Here is a 17,140-nt window from a genome sequence, read left to right as displayed (position 1 = left end):
ATGTTGGCACGCGTGTACCGGAAAGTGGTGGCTACATCCAGCGCTCAGAGATATTGCGCTTCAGTCAATTAGCGGCGGGACACCGCGAGCGACCCGGGGCCGACGAAGACCAGCAGCAGGAAGATGAAGCAGTACAGCACCGCGCTCTCACCACCGTTGTCGATGGGCCAGAAGCCATCCGGGAAATGCCGCCAGAAGTAGGCGACCGCCATCATGCCGGAAGCGATGAACGCTGCCACCCTGGTCGCCAGGCCCACCGTGATGAGCAGGCCGAGGACGATCTCGAGCACGCCGGCCCACCAGGCCGGCCAGGCGCCGAACGTCACCGGGGAGCCGCTGGGGAACGCGAACAGTTTCGCTGTCCCGTGCATCGCGAACATCAGCCCGACGAGGATGCGGAAGATGCCGAGCGCGACACCGGAGTTCGACGACAGGCGGGTGTCGACCGTCGATGTCGAGCGGGCGGTGGAGGTGGACATGATGTTCGACCCTTTCGTGGGATGTCGGATAGGGCCAAGTCTTCTGGCCGGACGGGCACCGGACGCGACTCTCATAGACGATTCAAATGTCGGAGTGGGTGACCGCGCGACAGGCAGCGGCGACAATGGTCCGGTGACGTCCGCACCGACCGATGGCCAGGGGCCGCGCCGCGCCATCCTCGGGCAGCTGCCCCGGATGTACCGCGCCGACGGCTCACCGATCAGGGTGTTGCTCGTCGATGACGAACGCGCGCTGACCAATCTGATCAGGATGGCCCTGCAGTACGAGGGCTGGGAGATCGACGTCGCCCACGACGCCGCCGAAGCGGTGGCCAAGTACCGCGCCGCCACCCCTGATCTGCTGGTTCTGGACATCATGCTGCCCGATACCGACGGCCTCGGCGTGCTCGCCCAGATCCGCGAATCCGACACCTACACCCCGACGCTGTTCCTCACCGCCCGCGACTCGGTGGCCGACCGGGTCAACGGGCTGACCGCCGGCGGCGACGATTACATGACCAAACCGTTCTCGCTCGAAGAACTGGTCGCACGGCTACGCGGATTGCTGCGGCGCACCGCCTATCTGACACCGGCCGAGGACGAATCGCTGACCGTCGGTGACCTTTCCCTCGATGTGGCCAGCCGTGCGGTGACCCGCGGTGGCGAGCCGGTGGCCCTGACCTCCACCGAGTTCGACCTGCTGCGGTTCATGATGCGCAATCCGCGACGGGCATTGGGCCGCAACGAGATACTGCAACACGTGTGGGACTACGACTTCGGGGGGAAGACCAGCATCGTCGATCTGTACGTGTCCTACCTGCGCAAGAAGCTCGATACCGACCGCGAACCGATGATCCACACCGTGCGCGGTGTGGGCTACCTGCTGCGCGCCGCGCCGTGATGCGCAGCTGGCGCAGCTGGACCCTGCTCAAGCAGCTGGTGGTCGGCGTCTCGGTCGTGGTGATGCTCGCGATGGCGACCATTGGGGCGGCATCGGTGGTGACGCTGCGGTCCTCGGTGCTGGGCATCATCGACGCCCAACTGGCCGGCGCGGCGCAGGGCTGTGTCAGTTCGGTGATCAAGTACCGCAGCACCCCGGGCCCCAACGGTCAGCTGCCCGCACCGGGTGCCATGAAGCCCCTGATCAATTTGATCGGGCAGGCGCCGGGCAACGTCGTCGTCCTGATCCAGGGTGGGCAGGCCGTCGATTCGGCACACTTCGGCGACGGCGATGCCGAGCAGGCGCCGCCGGATGCGGTGCGCACGATCGCCGAGATGTCGTGGGTCGACCCGCAGCCCCGCAGCGTCGAGCTACCCGGTCTGGGCTGGTACCGCATGGTCGGTCGACCCGGTGACGGGAACGAGGTCCTGGTCACCGGGGTGTCACGGACCCCGGCCTGGGACGCGATGATCCGCGAGACGGCGGTGGTCTCGGCGATGACACTGCTGGCGCTGGTGGTCACCGCGCTGAGCACGCTGGCCGTCGTGCGGTTCGCGCTGCGCCCGCTGAACCGGGTGTCGGCGACCGCCGCGGAGGTGGCGGCGCTGCCGCTGGACCGCGACAACCACGCCATCACCCCGCGGGTACCCGCCGGTGACACCGATCCGCGCACCGAGGTCGGCCTGGTCGGCGCCACCCTGAACTCCCTGCTCGATCACGTCGAACACGCACTGTCCGATGTCGCCGCGTCCGACCGACGGATGCGGCAGTTCATCACCGACGCCAGCCACGAGCTGCGCACCCCGCTGGCGGCCATCCACGGGTACGCGGAGCTGACCAGGCAGGACAGCGCAGCGCTGCCGACGATGACCGAGTACGCGCTGGCCCGGATCGAGGGGGAGGCGAGCCGGATGACCACACTGGTCGCCGACCTGCTGTTGCTGGCCCGCCTCGACGAAGGTCAGGACCTGGAACGGACGGAGGTCGACCTCTCCGAACTCGTGGTCGACGCCGTCAACGACGCCGCGGTGTCCGCACCGTCGCACCGCTGGCTGGTCGACGTGCCCGACCATCCGGTGTGGGTGCTCGGCGACCGGGCCCGGCTGCATCAGACGGTTGCGAACCTGCTGTCCAACGCCCGGGTGCACACCCCGGAGGGCACCACCGTGCGGACCGCGATCGTCACCGGTCCGGCGCATGTGCAGCTCAGCGTTGCCGATGACGGACCCGGTATCGAGGCCGAGCTGCTGCCGCACCTGTTCGAACGGTTCGTGCGCGCCGACAAGTCGCGGTCCCGGGAGGCGGGCAGTTTCGGTCTCGGCCTGTCCATCGTGTCGTCCATCGTGGAGGCGCACGGCGGCACCATCGATGCTCAGTCAGGTTCGGGCCGAACAACTTTCAGCATCCGCATCCCCACCGTCGAGGCGCCCGCCTACAGCCCGATGCGCCGGTAACGGTGTAGCCGGGTGCCGACCCGCTCGATGTCGGACATGGCGCGCAGCCGGTAGAGCTCGTCGGCGATGGACGCCGACAGCCGTGCGGTGAAGGCCATCGGTTCGTCGGCGGCGTCGTCGAGTTCGGGGACGATGGCGTCGACGATCCCGTTGCGCAGCAGATCCGCTGACCGGATCCCTTGGGCGGCAGACAATTCCGGCGCATGATCGGTATCACGGAACACGATCGCGCTGGCCCCTTCCGGCGGCAGCGGCGCCAGCCAGCCGTGCTGGGCGGCCAGCACCCGGTCGGCGGGCACCATCGCCAGCGCCGGGCCGCCGCTGCCCTGACCGAGCAGCACCGACACCGTCGGGACCTCGAGTGTCACCAATTCGGCCAGGCAGCGCGCGATCTCACCGGCCAGGCCGTCCTGCTCGGCGTCCACGGACAGCGCCGGGCCGGCGGTGTCGATGAACGACACCAGCGGCAACCGCAGACCGCCGGCCAGCGCCATCCCGCGGCGTGCCTCGCGCAACGCCTCGGGGCCCAGCATGCCGAGCCGGCGCTGACCCAGCACCACCGCGGGCTGGCCGCCGAACCGGGCAAGCGCCAGCAGCGTCTGACCGGAACTGGTGTTGGTCGCGGAGAGCACCACCGGGTCCGTCGTGCCGTGCCGCAGCACGTACTCGGCGCCGGGACGGTCGGGCCGCCGGGAGGCCAGCACCGAATCCCAGGCCGGGATGTCGGCGATCTCGGTGAGTTCAGGTGCCGGCGGCGGCGGGCCGGGCGGATCGAGGATCACCGCCAGTGTGCGGTTGAGCACCGAGCGCAGCGCCTCCAGCGGCACCACCCCGTCGATGACGCCGTGCCGGTACAGGTTCTCCGCGGTCTGCACCCCGGGCGGGAACTTCTCGCCGTAGAGGTGCTCGTACACCCGGGGGCCGAGGAAGCCGATCAGCGCACCGGGCTCGGCGGCGGTGACGTGCCCGAGCGAACCCCAGGACGCGAACACCCCGCCGGTGGTGGGGTGGCGCAGATACACGATGTAGGGCAGATGTTCGCGCTTGTGCAGTTCGACGGCGGCCGCAATCTTCACCATCTGCAGGAAGGCGACGGTGCCCTCCTGCATGCGGGTGCCCCCGGATGCGGGGGAGGCCAGCAACGGCAACCGCTCGGCGGTGGCCCGGGTGATCGCGGCGGTGATCCGCTCGGCGGCGGCCACCCCGATCGAGCCGGCCAGGAAGTCGAACTCGCAGGCCAGCACGGCCACCCGCCGCCCATGGACGGTGCCCTCGCCGGTCAGTACCGATTCGTCCAGACCCGATTTCTCGGCGGCCGCGGCCAGTTCCGCGCGGTAGGAATCGGACTGGGCAACCTGCAGGGGTGCGCTGTCCCAACTGCGGAAGGACCCCTCGTCCAGGACGGCATCACGTAGTGCCAGCGCGCTGCTCACACGAGAAGGCTAATAGGCTGGGGTCCATGATTGGAGTGACCCGCGACGGCAACGTCGTCACCCTGGAAATGCAGCGCCCTGAGCGCCGCAACGCGCTCAACGCCGCACTCGTCGACGGCCTGCGCGAAGAGATCGAGAAAGCCGCCGTCTCCGATGCCCGCGCCATCGTGCTGACCGGGCAGGGTTCGGTGTTCAGCGCCGGCGCCGATCTGTCCGACGCCGAGGGCGTGGCGCAGGAACTGCCGGACAAGATCACCGCGTTGAACCTGGCCATCGATGCCAGCCCGGTGCCCGTCGTCGCGGCGCTGAACGGCCCGGCGATCGGGGCCGGGGTCATCCTGTCGATGATCTGCGACTTGCGGGTCGCCGCCGCGGGCACCTACTTCCAGTTCCCGATCGCCAAGTACGGTTTGGCGCTCGACAACTGGTCGATCCGCCGGCTGGTGTCCCTGGTCGGGCACGGCCGGGCCCGCGCCATGCTGATCGCTGCCGAGCGCCTCGACCTCGACACCGCGGCGCAGACCGGAATGGTCAACCGGGTCGGCGACCTCGCCGCAGCGCAGGCATGGGCCGCCGAGATCGCCGGTTTCGCACCGCTCTCGGTCGCGCACTCCAAGCGGGTTCTCAACGATGACGGCGCCTACGAGGAACCGTGGCCGGCCCACAAGGAGGGCTTCGAGAAGGCCTGGGCCAGCCCGGACGTGATCGAAGCCCAGGTCGCCCGGATCGAGAAGCGCGCACCGAACTTCTTCGGCGCCTGATGTTCGCGCAGGCGGCCCGGTTGCTGGGCGGTACCGCGGCAGTGGTCGCCGGCGGCTGGGTGCTGCGGGCGGTGCAGGGCGCGCCGTCCGCGCTCGGCGCCGTCGACATCGGCCCGGAGGCCAAGAAGTCGCCGAACTATGACGGCGGCGTCTTCGTCAACCGGGAACCGGCCTCGCCGGCGCAGCTCACCCGAGCCGATCAGTTCGCGCTGGTGCGCGACATCCTGACCGGCGGTCAGCAGCAGCGCCCGCCCCGGGAGATCCCGCTGGTCCGCCCGGCCCTCGACACCGCGCCCGCGGATCTGGCCGTCACCTGGTACGGCCACTCTTCGGCGCTCATCGAGGTCGACGGCTACCGGGTGCTGGCCGACCCGGTGTGGAGCCAGCGGTGCTCGCCGTCCCGGGTCATCGGGCCGCAGCGCCTGCACCCGGTGCCCGCCGAACTCGACGAGCTGCCCGCCATCGATGCGGTGATCATCAGCCACGACCATTACGACCATCTCGACATCGACACCATCAAGGCGCTGGCCCGCACGCAGCGCGCCAAGTTCTACGTGCCCCTCGGCATCGGTGCGCACCTGCGTACCTGGGGTCTGCCGGCGGAGCGGATCGTCGAACTGGACTGGGATGAGGGCGCCGAACTCGGATCGATCCGCCTGGTGTGCACCCCGGCCCGGCATTTCTCCGGCCGCTTCCTGACCCGCAATGTGACGCTGTGGTCGTCCTGGGCGGTGATCGGCCCGCAACACCGCGTGTTCTTCGGTGGTGACACCGGGTACACCGCCGGGTTCGCCGGGATCGGGGACGCCTACGGGCCGTTCGACCTGACCCTCATGCCGATCGGCGCGTACCACCCGGGCTGGCCGGACATCCACATGAACCCGGAGGAGGCGGTGCGCGCGCACCGCGACGTCACCGACACCGGGCTGCTGGTGCCGATCCACTGGGCGACGTTCCGGCTGGCCCCGCACCCGTGGTCGGAGCCGGTGGAGCGGATGCTGAAGGCCGCCGCCGCCGAAGGGGTACCGGTGGCGACGCCGAAACCGGGTGAGCTGGTCAGTGCATCCACGATCAACCCATGGTGGCGGGACTGACCCGATAGCGTTGACGCCGTGAGACTGATCTTGAGCGTCGCCGCGGCGGTTGTGCTGTTGGCTGGTTGCGGGGCTTCGAACACAGCGCAACCGGCTGACCCGCCCCCGCCTCCTGCTGCGGCGCCGGCCGATCCGGTACCGCCGCCGCTGGTGCCGTCAGGGCCGCTGCCGGAGAACGCGGTGGACAATGCCGTCGCGCAGCTCGACGGTATCGCTGCGGACCTGATGTCGAAGTCCGGCGTCCCCGGGATGGCGGTCGCCGTCGTGCACGGCGGAAAGACCGTGTACGCCAAAGGCTTCGGCGTCAAGAATGTCAAGACCGGTGAACCGGTGGACCCCGACACGGTGTTCCAGCTGGCGTCGGTGTCGAAGTCGCTGGCCTCGACGGTGGTCGCCCAGCAGGTCGGTGCGGACGCCATCGAATGGGACACCCCGGTGGTGTCCAAACTGCCGTGGTTCGCGCTGTCGGACCCCGCCGTCACCCCGATGGTCAGCGTCGGTGATCTGATGTCGCACCGCTCCGGTTTACCCGACCACGCCGGGGACATCCTGGAGGACATCGGCTACGACCGGCGCGCCGTGCTGGAGAAGCTTCGCCAGCTGCCGCTCGATCCGTTCCGAATCTCCTATGCGTACACCAACTTCGGCTTCACCGCCGGTGCCGAGGCGGTCGCCGTCGGCGCGGGTAAGCCCTGGGAGGCGCTCGCCGATGACGTGCTGTTCGGTCCGCTCGGGATGGCCGCCACCAGCTACCGGTTCGCCGATTACGAACGCCGGCCGAACCGCGCCGTCGGGCACATCCGGACGGCGCAGGGTTTCGACCCGGCCTACGTGCGCAACGCGGACGCCGAAGGCCCGGCGGGCGGGGCGAGTTCGTCGGTCAACGATATGACCCGGTGGCTTTCCATGGTGCTGGCCAACGGAAACCACGACGGCAAGCAGATCGTCGAGGCCGACGCTCTGCTGCCCGCGCTGACCCCGCAGGTCGTGTCCAGTCGGGGGACCGAACCGGCGATGCGGTCCGGCTTCTACGGGTTCGGCTTCAACGTCGGCTCCACATCGGGGGCGCGCACCGAGATCAGCCACTCCGGCGCCTTCGAATTGGGGGCCGGGACCAACATCCTGCTGCTGCCGTCGGCCGATGTCGCGATCGTCGCACTGACCAACGCCACGCCGTCGGGGGTGCCCGAGGCGCTGACCGCATCCTTCGCCGATCTGGTGCAGTTCGGCCAGGTCCGGGAACCGTGGTACGAGCTGTACAGCTCCCGGCTGCTGCCGATGAGTGACCCGGTCGGTTCGCTGGTCGGGCAGCAGCCCCCGGCCAAACCGGTACCGGCAGCGGCATTGTCGACCTACACTGGCACCTACGACAACGAATTCTGGGGACCCGCGCGGATCACCGAACGCGACGGCCGGCTGCGCCTGGTGCTCGGGCCCAAGCTGGACGTGGAGCTGACGCACTGGGACGGCGACGTCTTCACCTTCGAGTTCGTCACCGAGAACGCGCCCCCGGGAACGATTTCCAAGGCCACCTTCGACGGCGTGAAGTTGACGCTGGAGTACTTCGACGACAACCACAACGGGGTGTTCTTCAAGTGACGACGACGATCACCGGGCTGTCCGATGCCGAGGTCGCCCAGCGGGTGGCCGACGGCCAGACCAATGACGTGCCGACCCGGGCAGCGCGCAGCGTCTCGGAGATCGTGCGCGCCAACGTGTTCACCCGCATCAACGCGATCCTCGGTGTGCTGTTCGCCATCGTGGTGGCCACCGGCTCACTGATCAACGGGCTGTTCGGCCTTCTGATCGTCGCCAACAGCGCGATCGGCATCATCCAGGAACTACGCGCCAAGCAGACCCTGGACAAGCTGGCCATCGTCGGGCAGGCCAAACCCGTGGTGCGCAGGCAGTCCGGGACGCGAGCGCTCGCACCCAGTGAGGTGGTGCTCGGCGATGTCATCGAAGTGGGCCCCGGCGACCAGATCACCGTCGACGGGGAAGTGCTGGAGGAGAACAACCTTGAGGTCGACGAGTCGCTGCTGACCGGCGAGGCCGACGCGATGGCCAAGGATCCCGGTGACACGGTGATGTCGGGCAGCTTCGTCGTCGCCGGCTCAGGTGCCTACCGGGCCACCAAGGTCGGGCGGGAGGCCTACGCCGCCCAGCTCGCCGAGGAGGCCAGCAAGTTCACCCTGGTGAAATCCGAACTGCGCAGCGGCATCAACAAGATCCTGCAGTTCATCACCTACCTGCTGTGGCCGGCCGGCGCCCTGATCATCTACACCCAGCTGTTCACCACCGACGCCGGCTGGCGGGAGTCTGTGCTGCGGATGGTCGGTGCGCTGGTGCCGATGGTGCCCGAGGGCCTGGTGCTGATGACGTCCATCGCGTTCGCCGTCGGCGTGGTGCGACTCGGGCAGCGCCAGTGCCTGGTGCAGGAACTGCCCGCCATCGAGGGCCTGGCCCGTGTCGATGTGGTGTGCGCGGACAAGACCGGCACGCTGACCGAGAACGGTATGCGGCTGTCCGAACTCAAGGCGCTGCATGACATCGACTGCTCCACGGTGCTGGCCCAGCTGGCCGCCGACGACGCCCGGCCCAACGCCAGCATGGCGGCCATCGCCGAGGCCTATGACACCGCACCGGGCTGGACGGCCACCGCGTCGGCGCCGTTCAAGTCGGCCACCAAGTGGAGCGGCGCGTCCTACGGCGAGCACGGCAACTGGGTGATCGGCGCCCCCGATGTGCTGCTCGACCCGGCCTCGCCGGAGGCCGAGGAGGCCGAGCGGATCGGCGCGCAGGGCCTGCGGGTGCTGCTGCTGGGATCGTGCGAGCACTCGGTCGATGCACCGGACGCACCCGGCACCGTCACCCCGGCCGCGCTCGTCGTGCTGGAACAGCGGGTACGCCCGGATGCCCGCGACACGCTGGATTATTTTGCCTCCCAGCAGGTCACGGTCAAGGTGATCTCCGGGGACAACGCCAAATCGGTGGGTGCGGTGGCCGGGACGCTCGGCCTGCACGGTGAGACGCTCGATGCCCGCCAACTCCCCGAGACTGCTGACGAGCTCGCCAGTGCCGTCGACCAGTACACCACCTTCGGCCGGGTGCGCCCGGACCAGAAACGGGCCATGGTGCACGCCCTGCAGTCCCGTGGGCATACGGTGGCGATGACCGGTGACGGCGTCAACGATGTGCTGGCCCTCAAGGACGCCGATATCGGCGTGGCGATGGGATCGGGCAGCTCCGCATCCCGCGCGGTGGCCCAGATCGTGTTGCTGGACAACAAGTTCGCGACGCTGCCGCATGTGGTGGGCGAGGGCCGCCGGGTGATCGGCAATATCGAGCGGGTCTCCAACCTGTTCCTCACCAAGACGGTGTACTCGGTGCTGCTGGCCGCGCTGGTCGGCATCGGCGGGTTGTCGGCCAAGCTGTTCGGGTCCGATCCGCTGCTGTATCCGTTCCAGCCGATCCACGTCACCATCGCGGCCTGGTTCACCATCGGCATCCCGGCGTTCATCCTGTCGCTGGCGCCGAACTCCGAACGGGCCCGCCCCGGTTTCGTGCGACGGGTGATGACCTCCGCGCTGCCCGCAGGCGTCGTCGTCGGGCTGAGCACGTTCATCTCCTACCTGCTGGCCTATCAGGGCCGCGGCGCCACCGATGTCGAGCAGACGCAGGCCTCCACCACGGCGCTGATCACCCTGCTGGTGGCCTCGGTGTGGGTGCTGGCGGTGGTGGCCCGCCCCTACGAGTGGTGGCGGATCGCGCTGGTCGCGGTGTCCGCGCTGGCCTATGTGGTGATCTTCTCCATTCCGCTGGCCCAGGAGACGTTCCTGCTCGACCCGTCCAATCTCGGGCTGACCTCGATGGGGCTGGTCATCGGTGCGGTGGCGGCGGTGATCATCGAGGTGGCCTGGTGGGTGGAGGGCCGATTGTCCGGTGAACCCCGCCGGCTCTGGCGCTAGGGTTGGGTCATGAGTTTCTTGAACAAGATCAAAGGTCTGGTGGCGAAGAACGCCGACAAGGTCGACACCGTGATCGACAAGGCCGGTGACCTGGTCGACAAGAAGACACAGGGCAAATACGCCCAGCACGTGGACAAGGTGCAGGACGCCGCCAAGAAGGCCGCCCGCGACCAGGCCGGTGGCCCGCAGGTGCCTCCGACCCAGCAGTCGGGCCAGGTACCGCCGGCCAACGAGCCGCCGACGGCCCCGCCGGCCTCCTAAGGGTGGCGAAGCTTTCCGTCTCCGTCGACGTCCCGTTGTCGCCGGAGCAGGCGTGGGAAGCGGCCTCGGACCTGTCCCGGTTCAAGGAGTGGCTGAGCATCCACAAGATGTGGCGCTCGGCGCTGCCCGAGACGCTGGACAAGGGCACCGAGATCGAGTCGATCGTCGAGGTCAAGGGCATGCTCAACCGCGTGCACTGGACCATCGTCAACTACAAGCCGCCGGAGTCGATGACGCTCAACGGAAACGGCGTCGGCGGGGTCAAGATCAAGCTGATCGCCCGGGTCAAGCCCGTCGCCGACGGTGCCTCCGTGCAGCTGGACATCCACCTGGGCGGGCCCGCGTTGTTCGGCCCGATCGGGATGGTGGTCGCCGGGGCGCTCAAGAGTGACATCCGGCAGTCGCTGGACCAGTTCAAGAAGGTCTTCTCCTAGGCTGCGGTGAATTCCGTTACGGCACTGCGGTACTAACCGGCGCTCAGCGCGAAGTCGGCGAAGTCGAAACCCGGCACCACCACACAACTGACCAGCGCCGGCTCGTCGTCACGGGGGCGGGCCCGCTGCCAGTGCCCGGGCGGCACCACCGACTGCGGCTGCTCGCCGGCGGCGATATCGGGTCCCAGCACCACGGTGTGCGCCGAGTCCTGTTCGCGGCCGACCTCCAGAAGCAGCGGGCTGCCCCGGTGGTGCAGCCACAGCTCGGCGCTGCGCACGGTGTGCCAGGCCGATTGCTGGCCGGGCATCAGCAGGAACAGGATGGCCGTTCCGGCGCGCCGCGGTCCGGTGTAATCCGACGGGAGCGCCGACTGCGGGAACGTCAGCTCACTGCGCCAGGTTTCGCGGTACCAGCCCCCTTCGGGGTGCGGGGACAGGTCGAGCTGGCGGGCCCATTCGGGTAGTTCCGTCATGGGGACCCAGGGTACGCAGCGCGACCCGATAACCTGAGGCGCATGGCTCGATTGCGTCCCGGCTGGCTGGTTGCGTTGTGCGCGCTGGTCCTGGCGGTGAGTGCCTGGTTGCCGTGGCTGACCACCTCCGCCGACGGCGGCGGTCGGGCCAACGCGATCGGCGGCAAGGTCGGCGCCATCGGGGTGCCGCCGCCGGGCTTCGGGGTCGGCCAGCTGATTGTGCTGCTGGCGGCGACGCTGATCGTGGCCGCCGCGATGGCCGCCCGGCAGCTGTCGGCGCGGCTGGCATCGTCTGCGGCACTGGCGGTTTCGATGATCGTGGCCGCACTGATCGGCTGGTACTTCCGGCTGTACGTGCAGGCGCCGGTGGCCGCCGGGTACGGCATGTACCTGGCCGCGGCGATGACGATACTGGCCATCGTGCTGTCCGTGCTGGCGATGGTGGTCGCCTGGGCGCAGACCGGGGCGCAGCGATGAGCTTCGTGGAGCCGGTGGTGCTGACCGGGCAGCGCTGGGTCACGCTGGAACCACTGCAGGCCGGGCACGCCGCCGAGATCGCGGCGGCCGCCGCGGACACCGGGGACCTGTGGTTCACCAAGGTGCCGACACCGGACACCGCCGCCGAATGGGTGCAGACCAGGCTGGCCGACCCGAGCGTCTTCACCTTCGTGGTGCGCACCCTGGACGGCACCGTGATCGGGTCGACGAGCTACCTGAACATCGACGGACCCAACCGGCGTCTCGAGATCGGCGCCACCTGGTATGCCGCCACGGCCCGGCGGACCGGGGTGAACACCGAAGCCAAACTGCTGTTGCTGACGCACGCTTTCGAGGTGCTCGGCTGTGTGGCCGTCGAGTTCCGCACCCACTTCTTCAACTCGACCAGCCGGGCCGCGATCGAGCGCCTGGGCGCCAAGCTCGACGGCATCCTGCGCAGCCACCAGTTGCTGGCCGACGGGTCGCGCCGCGACACCGTGGTCTATTCGATCCTGGACATCGAATGGCCGGCGGTGCGCAACAATCTGCGGTCCCGCTCAGACCGCCACGACCCCGGACCCGTGTAGCGGCTCSCCGCACTGATCACACGCCAGCTGCGCGGTGAACTCACTGCCGCAGGCAGTGTGGGTGACGTGCACCGCCGGCCCTTCGTCGGTGACGTACCAGTGCTGGGCCCAGTCCAGTGCGGTGAGGATGATGGGCAGCACCGCGCGCCCCTTCTCGGTGAGCCGGTAGCCGCCGTCGAGCACCCCGTTGGTGACCAGGATCTGCAGCCGGTCGGTCAGCGATCCGGGCGGCGCCCCGAGTTGGCCGGCGAAATCGGTGAACCGGGTCGTACCGACGAAGGCGGCCACCATGATCGCGAACGCCCAGCGGTTGCCCAGGATGCTCATGGTCTGCGGGAACAGGTCGGCCTGGGTGGCCCGGTCGTTGTGCGAACGGCGCCGGGTGGATCCCACCGGCATCGAGCGCGGCCAGGAGCCGCTCGGACCCCATTGCGCGACAAGGTGTTTCTCGTCGGTCTCCAGGCCGCAGGCGCGGCAGGTCAGCTGCGGGGAGAAGTCGCGGGTGCAGTCGTTGTGCCGCATGGCGGGCAGCGCATGCTCGGGCACCCATCGGCGCTCCCATGCCCAGATCGCCACCAGCACCGGCCACAGGGCCTGACCGCGCGCGGTGAGCAGATACTCATAGCGGGTCGGCCCGGACTGGTACTGGCGCCGGGTCATCAGGTCGTGTTGGACCATGGCGACCAGACGCCGTGTCAGCACCGAATGTGAGATGGGCAGCCGTTCCATGAACTCCCCGTACCGGGAGGCGCCCAGCAGACCCTGCTGAACGATCAGCAGGGTCCATTCGTCGCCGAGCAGCCCGAGCATCCGGGCGACGGCGTTGGGTTGCGTCACTCGCGCCAGCGCCTCAGCTCCGAGCCGGGTGCCCAGGTGGAGTGCGTGCCACTGGAGATCCGTTCGGGCAGCGCTAGTTTGCACACCGGACCGTCCGACACCCGGGCGGCGTCGAACACCAGGCAGTAAGAGGCGTCAGCGTTCATGTCTGTGGTGAGGGTGATCAGGTAGCCGTCGTCCTCGCCGCTACTGCCGACGCGGGGCGCCATGGCGGTCTCGCTGCCGTAGACGCCGTCGGCGAAGGCGTACCGCTGCTCGGCGCCGGTGTGCAGATCGTGGCGGACCAGACCGTCGAACAGGAACCACCCCGGCTTGCCGGTGGCGGCGTAGGTGTAGCGGTAGGGGCGGCCGGCGAAGCCGGAGTTGATCATCCCGAATTCGGTGATGCTGTCCGACAACTGCTCTTCCCGGGTCTGGCCGGTGACGAGGTTGAACCGCCAGCGGTGCAGCCTGGTCTGCATCCCGTCCAGCGACAGCCCTCGGAAGATGCGCTGCCACTTGGGGTTCATCCCATTGTCGAAACCCTCGGTGGGCTCGGGTTCGCCCTGGAAGAAGCCGTCCAGCACGATCTCGTCGCCGTCCTCGTAGGCATTGGTGAAATGCAGGACGTAAGTGGTGTCGGCCTCGAACCATCGGACATCACCGGACCCGCCGCGCCGCGGCAACACCGCGAACCGGGACGGCATGTCGCGGTGCAGGCGCGGGATGTGCGCGTTGTGCTTGAGGAACTCGGCATCCCAGAACAACGGAAAGTCGTTGAGAATCACGTAGTTCTCGGTGAACGCCATATCGTGCGGCAGTCGGGGCCCGGGCAGTTCGACGTCTACGTAGTGCACGATCGCGTTGTTCTCGTCGACCACCCCGTAGTGCAGGTAGGGGGCGTCCTTGCCGTAGTTGAAGAACAGCAATTCACCGGTGGCGTCGTCGACCTTGGGGTGCGCCGAGACCCCCAATCCGGCCGGGGCCCAATCCTGTTTGCCCAGGGTCTCACCGGTGTACGGGTCGAGGCGGTACAGGTCGCCGCACTGGTAAAAGCTACTGAGCGCGACACCGCGGTGCACGGCGACATCCGTGCTCGACGCGTCCTTCATCAGGGTGCGCGCGCCCCAGCCGTAGTCGCGTTTGGCGAACTCCACCGGCTCGGCGATCCCGGGCCACAGCGGACCGGCGGCCTCGTTCTCGGCCAGGAAACCGTCGGTGCGGATGAACCTGTTGCGATAGCTTGCCTTTCCGTCCCGGAAGCTGACGATGTGCAGCATGCCGTCACCGTCGAATGGGTGGTAGGCCTTTAACGCCGGGTGCAGCGGGTTCTCGGTGTTGCGCAGGTATACCCCGTCCAGGTCGGCCGGGATCTCGCCTTCCACGGCCAGCAGGTCGTCGGCGTCCCATTCGCTGGTCTGCGGGCGCCAGGCGCCGGTGCGGTAGGGATGGTCGTCGTCCGGGGGCAGGGTGGACGCGAACTTGGCGACGAGATCGGTGTTCACTGAACCTCCAGGGTCGAACCGACGACAAAGCTGACGGTGGTGGCGGTGCTGCCACCGAAGTTCAAGGTGCCGAACGTCTTTGCGCCCTCCACCTGGTACGCGCCCGCGGTACCGCTGACCTGTTTGGCGGCGTCGAGCAGCATCCGGATACCGCTGGCGCCGACAGGGTGCCCGCCGCCGATCAGCCCGCCGCTCGGGTTGATGGGCAGCCGCCCACCGATCTCGATCTCGCCGTTCTCGATGGCCTTCCAGGACTCGCCCGGCCCGGTCAGCCCGATGTGGTCGATCGCGAGATACTCACTGGGCGTGAAACAGTCGTGCACCTCAAAGCCATCGAGATCATCGAGGCCCACCTGGGCGCGGCCGAACGCGTCGAGCGCGGCGGCACGCACATGCGGCAGCACGTACGGATCGTCGGCGGCGCGGTCCAGTTTCTGCTGCAGACCCAGACCCACGGTGCGGTGGCCCCAGCCGTCGATGCGCCCGATCGGCCGGGCGTCTGGGTGATCGCGCAGGAAGTTGTCACTCACCAGCACCAGTCCGGCACCGCCGTCGGTCATCTGGCTGCAGTCCAGTCGCCGGATCCGGCCTTCCACAACGGGATTGGATGCCGTGTCGACAACCCATGAGCGGGTCTGGGCGTTCGGGTTGGCGCGGGCGTTGGCGTAGTTGAGCATGGAGATGGCATCGAGGTGGGTGTCGTCGAGGCCATATCGGCGGTCGTACTCGTCGGCGACCCGGCTGAACATGTACGGCCACATGAAGGTGGCGTCGTCGCCCTCGTGTCCGGTCCAGGCGGCCGCGCCGAGGTAGGCGGCCGCGGTGTCGCCGGGCACCGTCTTCTCCAGTTCCACGCCGATGACCAGGGCGCTGTCATAGGCCCCCGACCGCAGATCGGCGACGGCGGCCAGTACCGCGACACTGCCCGAAGCGCAGGCCGCCTCGTGCCGGGAGGACGGGATGTCCCACAAGGCCGGTTCGACGGTGGCCGGCATGGCGCCGAGGTGACCTTGCGCGGCGAACATCTCGCCGAAGGCGTTGGCGACGTGCACGACGCCGATGTCGGTGGCCGGCGTCCGCGCGGCGTCCAGCGTCTCGCGGACGACCTCCACCGTCAGGTCGGCGAGGTCGTGGCCCTCGCGGTGCAGGTTGCGGGCGTAGTCGCTTTGATAGCCGCCCAGGATCCACACGTTGGCGCCCATGCCCCCGACGCTACTACAACTAAGAGAGTGAGTCGGGCTGAACTCGGCATCTCACGTTCCGGTCCGGGGTGGCGTCTACACAATGTGACTGTGCGACGACCATTCGAGGACATCGTGACGGAGTACGGGCCGATGGTGCTCCGCGTGTGCCGGGCGGTCGTCGGCCCGACCGACGCCGAGGACGCGTGGTCGGAGACGTTCCTGTCCGCCATGCGGGCCTACCCGCAGCTCGACGCGGGCGCCAACGTGGAGGCCTGGCTGGTGACCATCGCGCACCGCAAGGCCATCGACATCGGGCGCGCGGCCACCCGGGCGCCCGATCCTGTCGACGCCGTTCCTGAGACCGGGCACACCGACCACCATGACCCGGACCTGTGGGCGGCGCTGGAGGCGTTGCCGGACAAACAACGCCGCACGCTGGCCTACCGCTACCTGGCCGGCCTGCCCTATGCCGAGATCGCGGATCTGCTCGGCGGATCCACCGACGCCGCCCGCCGCGCCGCGGCCGACGGCATCAAGACGCTGCGCACGACCTACCTCAAGGAGGAAGCATGACCGAGATCTTCGACGGCATCGACGCCGACGCCGACACCCTGGCCCGGCTGCACCGGCGCCTCGAGCGTTCGGCTCAGGGCGCAGACCTGCTCGACGTGGCCTACCGAACCCTGGACACCGCCGTCGGCCGGCTGCTGCTGGCGACGACACCGCTCGGACTGGTGCGGGTGGCGTTCCTCGATGTCGACGGCGACGCGCTGGAGTCCTTGGCCCAGCGGATCAGCCCGCGCATCCTGCACGCCCCGGCCCGCCTCGACGACGCCGCCACCGAGATCGAGGAGTACCTCGCCGGCCGGCGCACGGAGTTCGACCTGCCGCTGGATCTGCGGCTGGCCGACGGCTTCCGCCGCCAGGTGATCGAGCATCTGCGCGACATCGGCTACGGGCGCCGTGAGAGCTACGCGACCGTCGCGGCGGCAGTCGGCAACCCCAAGGCCGTCCGGGCGGTGGGCACCGCGTGTGCACGGAACCCGCTGCCGCTGGTGATCCCATGCCACCGGGTGGTGCGCACCGACGGGTCGATCGGGCAGTACGCCGGCGGAGCGGCCGCCAAGACAACACTGCTGGAGTTGGAGGCGGCATGAGTGTGGCCCTGTTCGACGAGCGTGCGTACAGATCGCGATTTCGCGGGTTTTCTCGCGCTGGATGCACAGTCGGCAATTCTGCGAGCGGCCGAACACCGGGTACGCTGAGGTACCAAT

The 17,140-nt window shown here is 68.9% G+C and carries 18 protein-coding genes; 12 read left to right on the top strand and 6 right to left on the bottom strand.

Features of this window, described 5'->3' with window-relative positions; genetic code table 11:
• Nucleotides 1-68 precede the first annotated feature (68 nt).
• A complete protein-coding gene (locus ASE48_RS17920) occupies nt 69-479 on the bottom strand; it encodes a DoxX family protein (protein WP_057168437.1) in 411 nt (136 codons plus the stop codon).
• 196 nt (nt 480-675) lie between these two features.
• Here ASE48_RS17920 and ASE48_RS17915 point away from each other — a divergent pair, with 196 nt between their 5' ends.
• Complete coding sequence (locus tag ASE48_RS17915) at nt 676-1,380, top strand: response regulator transcription factor (protein ID WP_057168617.1); 705 nt, start codon at nt 676-678, stop codon at nt 1,378-1,380.
• Nucleotides 1,380-2,873, top strand: a complete 1,494-nt coding sequence (locus ASE48_RS17910; protein WP_057168616.1) for a sensor histidine kinase — start codon at nt 1,380-1,382, stop codon at nt 2,871-2,873. The genes ASE48_RS17915 and ASE48_RS17910 overlap by 1 nt, the downstream gene beginning before the upstream one ends.
• Here the strand turns inward: ASE48_RS17910 and ASE48_RS17905 are convergent.
• Nucleotides 2,852-4,306, bottom strand: a complete 1,455-nt coding sequence (locus ASE48_RS17905) for an acetyl-coenzyme A carboxylase carboxyl transferase subunits beta/alpha (RefSeq protein WP_057168436.1) — start codon at nt 4,304-4,306, stop codon at nt 2,852-2,854. The genes ASE48_RS17910 and ASE48_RS17905 overlap by 22 nt on opposite strands.
• Nucleotides 4,307-4,332: 26 nt before the next feature.
• Here ASE48_RS17905 and ASE48_RS17900 point away from each other — a divergent pair, with 26 nt between their 5' ends.
• Genes ASE48_RS17900 through ASE48_RS17875 form a run of 6 tightly spaced genes read left to right on the top strand, consistent with a single transcriptional unit; the run spans nt 4,333 to nt 10,824 of the window.
• On the top strand, nt 4,333-5,067 hold the full coding sequence (locus ASE48_RS17900; RefSeq protein WP_057168435.1) for an enoyl-CoA hydratase: 735 nt from the start codon (nt 4,333-4,335) through the stop codon (nt 5,065-5,067).
• Nucleotides 5,067-6,161 (top strand): MBL fold metallo-hydrolase, encoded by a 1,095-nt coding sequence (locus ASE48_RS17895; protein WP_057168434.1) that lies wholly within the window; start codon nt 5,067-5,069, stop codon nt 6,159-6,161. The genes ASE48_RS17900 and ASE48_RS17895 overlap by 1 nt, the downstream gene beginning before the upstream one ends.
• 18 nt (nt 6,162-6,179) lie before the next feature.
• On the top strand, nt 6,180-7,760 hold the full coding sequence (locus ASE48_RS17890; RefSeq protein WP_057168433.1) for a serine hydrolase: 1,581 nt from the start codon (nt 6,180-6,182) through the stop codon (nt 7,758-7,760).
• The gene (locus ASE48_RS17885) at nt 7,757-10,129 is read left to right on the top strand and encodes a cation-translocating P-type ATPase (protein ID WP_057168432.1); all 2,373 of its coding nucleotides are present in this window, start codon (nt 7,757-7,759) and stop codon (nt 10,127-10,129) included. The genes ASE48_RS17890 and ASE48_RS17885 overlap by 4 nt, the downstream gene beginning before the upstream one ends.
• A 9-nt stretch (nt 10,130-10,138) precedes the next feature.
• On the top strand, nt 10,139-10,390 hold the full coding sequence (locus tag ASE48_RS17880; protein ID WP_057168431.1) for an antitoxin: 252 nt from the start codon (nt 10,139-10,141) through the stop codon (nt 10,388-10,390).
• A gap of 2 nt (nt 10,391-10,392) precedes the next feature.
• Nucleotides 10,393-10,824 carry a type II toxin-antitoxin system Rv0910 family toxin gene (locus ASE48_RS17875; protein WP_057168430.1) on the top strand — a complete coding sequence of 144 codons (432 nt, stop codon included), beginning with the start codon at nt 10,393-10,395 and terminating at the stop codon, nt 10,822-10,824.
• Nucleotides 10,825-10,856: 32 nt separating this feature from the next.
• Here the strand turns inward: ASE48_RS17875 and ASE48_RS17870 are convergent, their stop codons facing one another.
• Nucleotides 10,857-11,297: a cupin domain-containing protein gene (locus ASE48_RS17870; RefSeq protein WP_057168429.1), complete on the bottom strand. Its 441-nt coding sequence runs from the start codon at nt 11,295-11,297 to the stop codon at nt 10,857-10,859.
• Between the two features lie 42 nt (nt 11,298-11,339).
• Between ASE48_RS17870 and ASE48_RS17865 the strand changes: the two genes are divergently transcribed.
• Together ASE48_RS17865 and ASE48_RS17860 are read left to right on the top strand one after the other, a co-directional pair.
• A complete protein-coding gene (locus ASE48_RS17865; protein ID WP_057168428.1) occupies nt 11,340-11,774 on the top strand; it encodes a hypothetical protein in 435 nt (144 codons plus the stop codon).
• Nucleotides 11,771-12,361: a GNAT family N-acetyltransferase gene (locus ASE48_RS17860; protein WP_057168427.1), complete on the top strand. Its 591-nt coding sequence runs from the start codon at nt 11,771-11,773 to the stop codon at nt 12,359-12,361. The genes ASE48_RS17865 and ASE48_RS17860 overlap by 4 nt, the downstream gene beginning before the upstream one ends.
• On the opposite strand, the gene ASE48_RS17855 is transcribed toward ASE48_RS17860, so the two are convergent.
• From ASE48_RS17855 to ASE48_RS17845, 3 genes are read right to left on the bottom strand one after another with little or no spacing between them, the layout of a single operon-like run.
• Nucleotides 12,332-13,171, bottom strand: coding sequence for a winged helix-turn-helix transcriptional regulator (locus ASE48_RS17855; protein ID WP_057168615.1), 840 nt, complete (start codon nt 13,169-13,171; stop codon nt 12,332-12,334). The two genes, ASE48_RS17860 and ASE48_RS17855, sit on opposite strands and share 30 nt — an antisense overlap.
• Nucleotides 13,172-13,194: 23 nt before the next feature.
• Complete coding sequence (locus tag ASE48_RS17850; protein ID WP_057168426.1) at nt 13,195-14,682, bottom strand: carotenoid oxygenase family protein; 1,488 nt, start codon at nt 14,680-14,682, stop codon at nt 13,195-13,197.
• The gene (locus tag ASE48_RS17845; RefSeq protein ID WP_057168425.1) at nt 14,679-15,884 is read right to left on the bottom strand and encodes an acetyl-CoA acetyltransferase; all 1,206 of its coding nucleotides are present in this window, start codon (nt 15,882-15,884) and stop codon (nt 14,679-14,681) included. Before ASE48_RS17845 ends, ASE48_RS17850 begins: the two co-directional genes overlap by 4 nt.
• A gap of 132 nt (nt 15,885-16,016) precedes the next feature.
• Between ASE48_RS17845 and ASE48_RS17840 the strand changes: the two genes are divergently transcribed.
• The gene (locus tag ASE48_RS17840; protein WP_057168614.1) at nt 16,017-16,439 is read left to right on the top strand and encodes an RNA polymerase sigma factor; all 423 of its coding nucleotides are present in this window, start codon (nt 16,017-16,019) and stop codon (nt 16,437-16,439) included.
• Nucleotides 16,436-17,023 (top strand): methylated-DNA--[protein]-cysteine S-methyltransferase, encoded by a 588-nt coding sequence (locus ASE48_RS17835; protein ID WP_057168424.1) that lies wholly within the window; start codon nt 16,436-16,438, stop codon nt 17,021-17,023. The genes ASE48_RS17840 and ASE48_RS17835 overlap by 4 nt, the downstream gene beginning before the upstream one ends.
• Nucleotides 17,024-17,140 lie beyond the last annotated feature (117 nt).

The sequence above is a fragment of the Mycobacterium sp. Root265 genome, from assembly GCF_001428895.1.
In the GTDB taxonomy this organism is placed as follows: Bacteria; Actinomycetota; Actinomycetes; order Mycobacteriales; family Mycobacteriaceae; genus Mycobacterium.
This window is presented reverse-complemented; position numbering and strand designations above follow the sequence as displayed.

Excerpts from the sequence above, each read along its gene's own strand:
- ASE48_RS17880 (WP_057168431.1), top strand. The coding sequence starts at position 10,139 with ATGAGTTTCTTGAACAAGATCAAAGGTCTGGTGGCGAAGAACGCCGAC.
- ASE48_RS17910 (WP_057168616.1), top strand. The coding sequence starts at position 1,380 with ATGCGCAGCTGGCGCAGCTGGACCCTGCTCAAGCAGCTGGTGGTCGGC.
- ASE48_RS17900 (WP_057168435.1), top strand. The coding sequence starts at position 4,333 with ATGATTGGAGTGACCCGCGACGGCAACGTCGTCACCCTGGAAATGCAG.
- ASE48_RS17840 (WP_057168614.1), top strand. The coding sequence starts at position 16,017 with ATGGTGCTCCGCGTGTGCCGGGCGGTCGTCGGCCCGACCGACGCCGAG.
- ASE48_RS17845 (WP_057168425.1), bottom strand. The coding sequence starts at position 15,884 with ATGGGCGCCAACGTGTGGATCCTGGGCGGCTATCAAAGCGACTACGCC.
- ASE48_RS17870 (WP_057168429.1), bottom strand. The coding sequence starts at position 11,297 with ATGACGGAACTACCCGAATGGGCCCGCCAGCTCGACCTGTCCCCGCAC.
- ASE48_RS17895 (WP_057168434.1), top strand. The coding sequence starts at position 5,067 with ATGTTCGCGCAGGCGGCCCGGTTGCTGGGCGGTACCGCGGCAGTGGTC.
- ASE48_RS17860 (WP_057168427.1), top strand. The coding sequence starts at position 11,771 with ATGAGCTTCGTGGAGCCGGTGGTGCTGACCGGGCAGCGCTGGGTCACG.
- ASE48_RS17865 (WP_057168428.1), top strand. The coding sequence starts at position 11,340 with ATGGCTCGATTGCGTCCCGGCTGGCTGGTTGCGTTGTGCGCGCTGGTC.
- ASE48_RS17915 (WP_057168617.1), top strand. The coding sequence starts at position 676 with ATGTACCGCGCCGACGGCTCACCGATCAGGGTGTTGCTCGTCGATGAC.
- ASE48_RS17920 (WP_057168437.1), bottom strand. The coding sequence starts at position 479 with ATGTCCACCTCCACCGCCCGCTCGACATCGACGGTCGACACCCGCCTG.
- ASE48_RS17835 (WP_057168424.1), top strand. The coding sequence starts at position 16,436 with ATGACCGAGATCTTCGACGGCATCGACGCCGACGCCGACACCCTGGCC.